This is a genomic window from Mesorhizobium sp. M7A.F.Ca.US.014.04.1.1, from assembly GCF_003998745.1.
In the GTDB taxonomy this organism is placed as follows: Bacteria; Pseudomonadota; Alphaproteobacteria; order Rhizobiales; family Rhizobiaceae; genus Mesorhizobium; species Mesorhizobium ciceri.
Map to the genome: position 1 here is coordinate 1 of NZ_RZRW01001224.1, position 807 is coordinate 807.

The following is an 807-nucleotide window of genomic DNA, read 5'->3' on the forward strand; positions in this document are numbered from 1 at the left end:
CACCACGCAGATCGCGGATCTCGACACCAGGGTAACGACCAATGCCACCAATATTGCTGCGCTCGACGGCCGCGTTGGCGCGCTTGAATCCGGCTTCCAGGATATTGGCAAGCAGATCGGCGAAAGCCGCACGGAAGCCCGTGGCGGTACGGCGCTAGCCCTGGCGACGGCGGGACTGCGTTACGATGACAGGCCTGAGAAACTGTCGATCGCTGGCGGCTTTGGTCATTTCAAGGGGCAATCGGGCCTGGCGCTGGGACTTTGCTACAACACCAGTGAGGATTTTCGCCTCAACGCCGCCGTGTCGGCGACAACCAGCCGTGGCGATGTCGGCGTCAGCGTCGGAGCCTCATGGACACTGAACTGACGCGGCCGGCATGAACGGGGTTTTGGGGCTTCAGCAGATCGTGTCTTTTCAGTGGCGGGCGCCCGGTTGGCGGACCTCGGGCGCCCGCGGTTTTTTCGCTGCGTTGGCCGTCGCGCTGATGGTCGTCTCGGTGCCTGTGCACCCCGCGCATGCGCAAAGCAGAGACAAGCGGGTGATGCAAAAGGCAGCCCATCCCGCCAGCATCGACCGCAACGGCGTGCTGATCCTCACCAGGACAACGCTGCTGGCGCTCGACCAGGCCAACAAGACCGGCAACTACACCGTGCTGCGCGATCTCGGCTCACCGAATTTTCAGGCCAACAGTGCCGCTCAACTCGGTGACATCTTTGCCAGTCAGCGCAAGCAGGCGCTCGATTTCAGCGCCGTCGCGGTACTCGATCCGCAACTGACCTTGCTGCCGCAGATCGAGCCGCACGGTA

1 protein-coding gene and 1 pseudogene are annotated in these 807 nt (G+C 63.2%); both read left to right on the forward strand.

Going from position 1 to position 807, the window contains the following annotated elements; all coding sequences use genetic code 11:
- A partial coding sequence (locus EOA22_RS35715; protein ID WP_206521540.1) for a YadA-like family protein occupies window positions 1–367 on the forward strand: 367 nt, incomplete at its 5' end.
- 10 nt (window positions 368–377) lie between these two features.
- Window positions 378–807: pseudogene (locus tag EOA22_RS35720) on the forward strand (hypothetical protein); the annotation flags it as partial.